At 43.8% G+C, this 8,777-nt stretch carries 6 protein-coding genes; 3 read left to right on the forward strand and 3 right to left on the reverse strand.

Annotated features, from left to right (window positions below):
* Positions 1–1,170: 1,170 nt before the first annotated feature.
* Entirely contained in the window at positions 1,171–2,748 is a 1,578-nt protein-coding gene (locus QUA38_RS07030; protein WP_333160382.1) for a methyl-accepting chemotaxis protein, read from the forward strand.
* 635 nt (positions 2,749–3,383) lie between these two features.
* A complete protein-coding gene (locus QUA38_RS07035; protein ID WP_015179076.1) occupies positions 3,384–3,671 on the forward strand; it encodes an RNA recognition motif domain-containing protein in 288 nt (95 codons plus the stop codon).
* A gap of 269 nt (positions 3,672–3,940) precedes the next feature.
* Here the strand turns inward: QUA38_RS07035 and QUA38_RS07040 are convergent, their stop codons facing one another.
* Both QUA38_RS07040 and QUA38_RS07045 read right to left on the reverse strand, forming a co-directional pair.
* Entirely contained in the window at positions 3,941–4,387 is a 447-nt protein-coding gene (locus tag QUA38_RS07040) for a hypothetical protein (RefSeq protein ID WP_333160384.1), read from the reverse strand.
* Positions 4,388–4,697: 310 nt separating this feature from the next.
* Positions 4,698–7,184, reverse strand: coding sequence for a putative PEP-binding protein (locus tag QUA38_RS07045; RefSeq protein ID WP_333160386.1), 2,487 nt, complete (start codon positions 7,182–7,184; stop codon positions 4,698–4,700).
* Positions 7,185–7,256: 72 nt separating this feature from the next.
* Here QUA38_RS07045 and QUA38_RS07050 point away from each other — a divergent pair, with 72 nt between their 5' ends.
* A complete protein-coding gene (locus QUA38_RS07050; RefSeq protein WP_333160388.1) occupies positions 7,257–7,943 on the forward strand; it encodes a ComF family protein in 687 nt (228 codons plus the stop codon).
* Positions 7,944–8,075: 132 nt separating this feature from the next.
* Here the strand turns inward: QUA38_RS07050 and QUA38_RS07055 are convergent, their stop codons facing one another.
* Positions 8,076–8,630 carry a 2'-5' RNA ligase family protein gene (locus QUA38_RS07055; RefSeq protein ID WP_333160390.1) on the reverse strand — a complete coding sequence of 185 codons (555 nt, stop codon included), beginning with the start codon at positions 8,628–8,630 and terminating at the stop codon, positions 8,076–8,078.
* Between the last annotated feature and the right edge of the window lie 147 nt (positions 8,631–8,777).

Genomic DNA, 8,777 nt, shown 5'->3' on the forward strand with positions numbered 1-8,777 from the left:
CTAATTATTGATAATGTGTTGTTTTGATAAAACTGAAAATATATTTAAGTTTTAACCATAACTTCTCAGGTTTGTGATAAATCGGGCGAAGGGGGCGAAAAGTATATTATTACTTTAGCCATTTTTCTTGACTACTTTATTTACTTATTTTGCCTATTTGTATGATCCTTCTCCATCACTACCAAAGCATTTTTTATAATTTATGTATGTGACCAGATCGTAAAATTCTCAAATGTAATTGTATCATGGTCCTTCTTAAGTTAACTTAACTTATCTAAAAAATGTTGACACTTATGTATTATAATTTTTGTGTAAACACTTTACACATTTTTTCGTTTTAGGTATCGTCATTAAACCTTTTATTGATAGATTTAAAGGGAAGTTATTCAAGATTTTAATTATTTTTATTTTCAACAAGTTGCGCTAAAATTATCAGTTGTTATGCCTTAATTTTACATAATTGCATAAATTATATGGCTGAGCAATATTTTTGGTTTATTTGGTTTATAACGCTGTCTAAGTAATCTTTGTTTGGAGAAAAATGAGAACTCCCCAAAACAGTTAGCTATGAATTTTTGTGATATTGCTTGCGTAATGATAAACATCGATATTTTTTTATCTAAAATCAAAATACTAAGCTTTCATTGCTAGTAATGTATGATGTTTTCGATGGGCAAATAAACCTGCTGTGAGTGGAGAGGACTTCCCATCCACTTATGGTGATGCTGCGACTTTTGAGCGCATTAGAGTTCATTTATCTTATATTTTACCGTTATGAATACGTCAGCACTATGATACCTCATCTGTGTTACCAAGCCTATATCTGTGTACTCAAAACTTAATTATAATTCTACCATTTTTTAGAGTTAGCGTCGGCAGGCTTGGTTTGTGTAACGCCAGGTTTTAATCTTTAGACTAAAGGGGTTTATAAAAATGAATTCAGCACCGTACCATGACGACCAAAAAGCTAGCGTAACTGCGTCGTCACCCAAAATCGATAGCGACTTTCAGGCTCAGGAGTTACTTATCAATTAATTACTAATTTTATAAGGTAAAATATCAAAATAAAAATCCTAATCGGTGCTGGCTCTACCTGAGACAAGCTATAATATACAAGCTCTGTTCATGAGTTCAGCGAGGATAACTGTAGTAGAAGGAAGCAGAAATAGTATGTTGAGACAAATGAATTTACAAACCAGACTTGTGAGTGCATTTCTGATGATGGGACTGTTAGTATTTTTCGTTGCCTGGGTAGGATGGAGTTCAACATCTAATCTCAGTCACCACATAGAGACTCTCGGTAACAATAACTTACCGAGTATTGAAGCTTTATTGAAAATAAACGAGGGACAAACCCAAATTGAGTCATCAGAGAGAGCGCTAATTAATCCGGCACTCAGTCAAGAAGAAAGGCAAGATGCCTTAAACAGAATGGACAAGGCTTGGCAGCAAATTAAAGATGGGTTTAAAGCATACGAAGCCACTCCACGTAGCTCAGAGGAAGACGCACTCTATCAACAAATGCTTAAGTATTGGGAGGAGTGGGAGCAGGAAGATCAAGAATTCCTGCGAATTAATCAAGAATTTGAAAAAGTGGGAATTTTGAATCCTTTGGCTTTGCAGCTAAACCTAATTAATCAGGGTAAAAGTAAGTCGCCAGAAATGGCAACAGCCAAGACAGCTAGTAACATTTTGAATAAACTTAGGCAGCAATCTAAATTAATTCGCTTTAAATTTATTAATTCAGAAAATGCCACTTTAGCAGTGGTTGAAGCCAACAGAAAGCAAGCCGATGATGCTTATACAACCGCATACAATGATAGCAACAATACTAAAGTAGCTGTATTGTTAGGTATGACATTTGGACCGCTAATAGCTATTATTTTAGGCATAACTTTAAGCATAGCGATCGCCAAACCTTTAGATAAGGCACTGAAAGGTATTATTAATATGATTGTCAGTTCTTCTACCGAGATAGCTGCGACAATTGAGCAACAGGAACGTATTGCTGTACAACAAGCTGCTTCTGTTAATCAAACAACTACCACCATGGATGAACTGGGCGCATCATCGAGGCAATCAGCTATGCAAGCCGAGTCAGCTCTTGAGAATGCCAGTAATGTCTTAAACTTGGCAGCAGAAGGCAGTAAAGTAGTGCATAAAACCCAGCAGGGAATGTTGAGTTTGACTGAAAAAGTCGGAGCGATCGCCGATCAAGTTTTACATTTGAGCCAGCAAACCAATCAGATTGCTAATATTACCAATTTAGTAAGCGATTTGGCTAATCAAACTAATATGCTGGCAATTAACGCTACAGTGGAAGCAGTACGCAGCGGAGAACAAGGAAAGGGGTTTGGGGTGGTGGCGACGGAAATTCGCAGACTGGCCGATCAAAGCAAAAAATCGTCGGATCAGATTAATGATTTGATCAACGGTATTAAGAATTCCATTAATAAAACAGTGATGGTAACAGATGAGGGCAAGAAAACTTTAGATAATAGCCTAAAATTGACTGAAGGTACGGCGTATAATTTTAACAATGTTGCTAATGCTATTAACAGTGTAGTTGTGAGCAGTCAGCAAATTTATCTGAATACCAAACAGCAGGCGATCGCTATTGAGCAAGTGGTAGATGCGATGAATGTTCTGAATAAAGGAGCAACGGAAACAGCTAGCGGTATTACCCAAAGTCGAATTGGCACTCAAACACTTAACAAAGCTGCTTTAAATCTTACATCCTTAGTTTAATTGAGAAAAGTAATATCCTAAACTAGCGATTAAGGAGATGGGGACAAAATTTTTCCTATTCCCAATTTCCAATTTCCAATTCCCAATTTTGCCAAAGTATTGAAGGTAAGATATCCCCTTATATGAAAGGGCTGGGGAGGTTTGAAGTATCTTTTCTAAAAGGGTTATGTAGATGTGTATAGCAATTCTCAAGTGAATCAAGTACAAATTTAGATTAAAGAATTGAAGAAAGGGGGAATTGGTAATTAACTGGGAAGTACCTCACGAAAGTTGAGAACTGCTATATCAACGAGCGTTGCCCAGAGCAACTTAATATATTATACCTTGTTAGTCGCTGTGTTTCCAAAGATGCTTGGTGATTCGTCGTCCACCCATCAGTGCTCTGATTAAAATCAAGTATTGTTCAGGGGCGCGATTCCTCGCCGCCCCAAAACTCATATCCTGATTCGCCCTGCGGATGAGTGAGGATATGAGTTTTGATTAAGCTAACTATTGCAGCCAAGCCAATACAAAGGGTTGCTCAGTGTGGCAAACCCTTTGAGTCAGAGTCGATTGCCCAGTTGTATGCTAGATAGCACTTGACAGTTAAATTAAAAGGTTATTATGTATAGCACAACAAGTTCAGTTCGATCGACATGACTATCTACATTGGAAATCTGTCTTACCGCGCCACCGAAGAAGACCTGAAAGCAGTATTTGCAGAATACGGCACAGTCAAGCGAGTTGTCTTGCCTACCGACAGGGAAACCGGTCGGATGCGCGGTTTTGCATTTGTTGAGATGATGGAGGATGCTCAAGAAGACGCTGCAATTGCCGAATTAGACGGTGCAGAGTGGATGGGGCGCCCCTTGCGAGTGAACAAAGCTAAACCGAAAGAAGAGGGAAATCGAGGCGCAGGTATCAAGAGAAACGACGGATATTAGTCTGCGATGCGGCGGTTGACATCCTCTCGAAACCCACCTGATGCACCAGTGCGCCACTAAGGCTCAATTGCAAGCAGCAGTTGATTTTGGGGATGAAATGTCAAATCCGCTGCACAAAAACATCGATTTTTTGTGGGCTGCACTTGATTCATAACTGTTTGAGAAAGAATGAATTTATGCACGCTAATCTAGAAACCCGATTTCTTCCGCGATACCTCGCTGCTAAAAGCAAAATTTATCAGGAGAAACCGGGTTGATGAGCGTTAGTCTTAGAAAGAGTAAACTCGCCCTTTTTCATCAATATAAACTGATCGGTCTTGCCTAGTGCGGGGGTCTGATCTGGTGATGCGAATCGTCACAATGTTTGTCTGCGAGTCAACGTTATAGTCGTATTTCAAAGTTGCGGTTCCTCCTGTGGCATTAATCGGAATATTGGCAATGTCACCGGTGCGATTGCTGATGCGAACAATGATGTTTTTGCTGGCTCCGACGGGCAAGGATGACAAGCTGGCACCTGATGGACCGTATTCTAAGTTTAATCCCGTTTCATTTAACAGTCTGAGGGTAATGTTGCGAGTATTGTCAACCTGCGCTTGAGGTTGCCAGAATCCGGGTTTGGTGCCACCGTCAGTTGCAGGTTGAGATAATGCTGGATGGGGATGCAGAAAGCCCAGGGCGGCAAGTATTGCTGCGGTTGCAATAATTTTTGATTTCACTGTTGGTACCTCCGGCTCAAGAGTTGATGATATTTCTATCCTAGCTTTAAAATCAAACCTTTTGATAGCGCAAGAACGAAGAACGAAGAAGGAAGAAGGAAGAAGCAATAAAAGCAAGGGTTTGACCAATTAAAAATGTCCTCACCGTCTGGGCGGTTGTTATATAATTAGAAACTGGGTTTCTGTAGTTGTGAATAGTCTTGGAGACACGGGTTGTCTAGAAACCGGATTTCTGAGGGGGTGGCTGCTTGCCAAAGGTATGATTGAGATTAGAAACCGGATTTCTCAGGCAAAGTGCGTCCGGCATTGGTTAATTGTTCATGATCGATCGAGCGGCTTCTAGCAGCAGGCGCTGTTCGGCGCGGACGATCGCCCTGCAAGTTTGTTCTACAGCCTCGGCATTGACCGAAATAGACGAAATCCCCCACCGCACGAAGGATTCAACTGTATCGGGATACAAAGCTGGAGTGTCGCCGCAGATCGAGCAAGGAATACCGGCGGCCCGGGCCTGTTTGATTAATTGTTCGATCGCCCTCATCACTGCTCGATCGCGCCCGTTGAAAGCACCTGCTACCTGTTCGGAGTTGCGGTGAATTCCTAACAGCAATTGGGTTAAATCGTTGGTGCCGATGGAAATTCCTTGAACTCCTGCTTTTACGTAATCTGGCAATAGAAATAACACTGAAGGAACTTCCGCCATAATCCACAGTTGAAATTCGGCTGAGCGGTTTTTCCAAATAGTTTCTAAGCGCTGGCGGCAGTAGATAAACTCCTCAACCGAGCGCACGAAAGGCAAAATTAAATTAACATTCGTATAGCCAGACTCGCAGAGTTTTTGAAGTACGCACAGTTCCCAATCAAATAACTCGGGTTCAAAGGTATAACTGAAACTGCCGTGGGCGCCTGACTCGCGCAAATCGAGAGAGCGATAAAATATCGGCCGCGGCGAAACGGCAGCAGCAAATAAACTGAGGCAATCCGCCATGCGATCGACAAATTCCGATTTGCGCCCGTTTTGCAACCAAAGTTTCGGGTTTTGACAGTCCAAAGCTTCCAATGCCATTAATTCCGATCGCAGCAATCCGATGCCGTCTATTGGCAGATTTTTGAGGCGGTCGATCGAACTTGTTTGGCTGACATTAACTAGCAGTTGAGTCGCCGTTGGTGGGCCCCAAACATATTCGGCAGACTCAGATTGTCGAGATTTATGCCCGGAATTGGACGATCGATCTGAGGTTGAAGATTGGTGGTTGGCTATTGACATTTTGGCTGCTGTACTGTATGTATCTGCATTTGTTGCTCTGTCCAGAAGTCGGCGGCTGTCTGCTATCTCGATCGCATCGTGTTGGGCGAGGGCAAAAACTTCTCCGCTATCGCCGTCTACCAACACGGAATCGCCCGAGGCGATCGCTCGCGTGGCCCCGACCACTCCCACAACGGCGGGAATCCCCAATTCTCTCGCTAAAATGGCGCCGTGGCCTGTCATGCCTCCTTGTTCGGCAACCACCCCAGCAGCAACTTTCAGCCAAGGCAGCCAATTCGGATCGATTGCCCGGGCTACCAAAATGCCTCCGGCTAAGAATTCCGCGTTTTCAGGGTGGGAATTAGTCATAACTTGGGCAATTGCTTCGGCTTTTCCTGATGCTGCTGCCACACCTCTGAGTATCGCAGGAGTTCGGGCTGGGGCGATCGAGTTTGGGTGCTCTGGGGCGATCGAATTTCCCTCTACCGGCGCGACTTTTTCCCCTTTCACAAGACGAACTTGAGTGAAATAAAACTGCGGTTCGCTGCTGTTTGCTGTCTGGTTTAGCGTCCACTCCAAAATTAAATCCGAGTCAAATTCTGCCTGCGCTTTTTTACTCAATTCCATTATTTCTCGCAGTTGCGCTTCCTCTAAAACGTATTCTGTTTGTGCTTCCTCTCCCAGGGCTAAAACTTGCACGCAACAGTCACCAAAATCAGGAATTAGAAATGGAGAATCGGGAATTGGGAAAGCAGAAAACTTGCCGATATGCAGTTTTTTTTTCTGTTTTCCATCGCCGACTTTGAGATTGTAGGCTAATGTTTTGTAACCGATCCGCTGGAATTTAATCGCGCTTGTTTCCGGCTGCACTTGATAGTAATCGGGGATGGTTTCTCCCCTAGCGAGGGACAATCCCAAACCGCTGGTGGCTTGGATTTCCCACTGTGCGCCCGCCTTTGTTTTCACCTCGCCCGCGGTGATCGCTTCTTGAAGTGGCTGCACCAAAACTGCGGGATTGATTTGCTGTACCCGCAGGCCGCACCGCTGCCAGTAAAATAGACTTCGGGCTCTGAACATTTCTGCCCAAGCTCGTTTGAGTCCGGCCCCAATGGCTTCGGGTTCTGCCCGTACTGCCTGAGATTCCAGAATGCCGACTGTTTTCGGGTTCCAGGAAGTCAGGGAAGGGCGAAAAATTAAGGCTGTAGAGTTTAAGTTTGACTGTGAGTTGAGTTGAGAAACAGCAGACTCTAGGGTGGAGAGCAGTGAATCTGGCAGTTTGCCGGCGAGGATTTGGTTGCGGATGCTGCGGGCGATCGATTGCAGTTGTCTGGGTTCATCTACATTCAAGTGCAGGGAAGAGTGTGGCCAGTCAGCAAACAGCGGTTCTAGCCAGTCGATCGACTCTAAAAACTGCCAGAATGTGGTAGCCGGCACGACAAAACCCGGTACAACAGGATGATTTTTCTGGAGCAAACAGCTCAAGTAAAATGCTTTTTCTCCCACTGCATCTCGGTCTGAAGGTTGAATTTTGTCTAACCAGTAGAGGTTTTTCACGCTGCGAGCCTGTCGGTGGAAACTGATTGAAGTTGAAAGTTTTTCCCATTAATCACTTACGACAATTTTAGGATGAACAAGCGACAATGGACGGGATTAGTCAAATCTTTTCTCAATCTATTTCTTAAGTCTAACTGTCCTCTTTGTCAGCGACCGGCCGCCGGAGAGTTTTGTCCGTACTGTCACAAGCAACTTCAGCGATGTCAGTTAAGCGATCCCCGTCGATTTTGGCATTCAGAGCAGCGTGTTTTTGTATGGGGTGAGTACGGCGGGGCTCTCAAAAGGGCGATCGCAGCTTTGAAATATGACGGCAATCCGCAATTAGCCAAACCTCTAGGCGGCTGGCTGGCAGAAGCTTGGCTGAGTTTTCCGGAATTAGCTATAGACAATTTAACAGTTGTACCGATTCCCCTGCATCAAGAAAAGCTCAAGGAGCGCGGTTTTAACCAGGCCGAACTTTTGGCTGAAAGTTTTTGCGAGCTGACTGGTTTGCCTTTGCAGCGACACGGTTTGGATCGGGTGAAAAATACTCAGGCTTTATTCGCTCTGACGCCACAGCAGCGGCAAGCGGAAATGAAAAATGCTTTAAGTTTGGGGAAAGATTTTCGTCGTCGCCTCCCGCGCGATCGAGTGCTGTTAGTTGATGATATTTACACTAGCGGTACTACGGTTAAGTCGGCAATTAAAATATTGGAACAGTCAGGAATTTCGGTTTATGGAACTGTGGCACTTGCAACTCCGAATAAGAGCGATCGATAAGTTGTGGGTGACTTTAATTTTCAACAGGTTTGTAGTGAGGAAATGATATTTATCAGGCTTTGCTAATAAGATTTTTTTGGGAAAACGAACCGCGAAGACGCTAAGGACACTAAAAAAGAGAAGGGAGAGAGTTTAGACGGAAAGCGGGAATTGGTTGCTGATGTTCCAACGGCTGCCGTCGTGAAGGAGTAAAGTTAATGCCGAAGTGGTAAACTCAAAGTGGAGCGATCGCCCGGAGAATTCCAACCAAGCCGTTTGAAAATTCTCCTTAGTTAAATCACGAAAGGCTACAGTCATGTGCGGTACAAATGGGCGAGTCTGAGAAACTCGATCGACTATTCCCAAAGTTGCCTCGATATACCTCATCAAATCTTTGTGAATCTCCAGCAATTCGGGTGATTTGACAACATCAGCGTAAATGACGCGGGGCGCGAAAGCAGCAAAACCGGATAGAGTAACGGGAATGGGCCGCCGGTTTACAGAAAACTGGTTCAAACTTTCCTCTAATTTGGAAACATCCTCCGCTAACGAGTGAAAAGGAGGTTGCAGCGTGATGTGCGGCGGCGAATTCAAAGCACCGAGGCTGTTGTAATGTTCCGCAAAATATTGTTGAATCTCAGTAATGTGCTGTTCAATATCGGGAGGCGGCACTAGGGCAATAAAAAATCGCTGTTTTGACTGGTTCATCGGATAACATCGCAGTTAAGAAAGGATAGTGCAAAATGGAATATAGAGCATTTGCCCTAGATCCCATTGGCGATCGCCCATTCCCAATCTAAAATATAAAATCTAAAATCCCAAATAAAAATGCCTTGGTTTGTCAAAATTGAGCAA

Source organism: Microcoleus sp. Pol12B4 (genome assembly GCF_036701385.1).
Taxonomy (GTDB): domain Bacteria; phylum Cyanobacteriota; class Cyanobacteriia; order Cyanobacteriales; family Microcoleaceae; genus Microcoleus.

Bases quoted from the DNA above. Each gene is read 5' to 3' on its own strand.
- QUA38_RS07055 (WP_333160390.1), bottom strand. From the start codon at position 8,630: ATGAACCAGTCAAAACAGCGATTTTTTATTGCCCTAGTGCCGCCTCCC.
- QUA38_RS07035 (WP_015179076.1), top strand. From the start codon at position 3,384: ATGACTATCTACATTGGAAATCTGTCTTACCGCGCCACCGAAGAAGAC.
- QUA38_RS07030 (WP_333160382.1), top strand. From the start codon at position 1,171: ATGTTGAGACAAATGAATTTACAAACCAGACTTGTGAGTGCATTTCTG.
- QUA38_RS07050 (WP_333160388.1), top strand. From the start codon at position 7,257: ATGAACAAGCGACAATGGACGGGATTAGTCAAATCTTTTCTCAATCTA.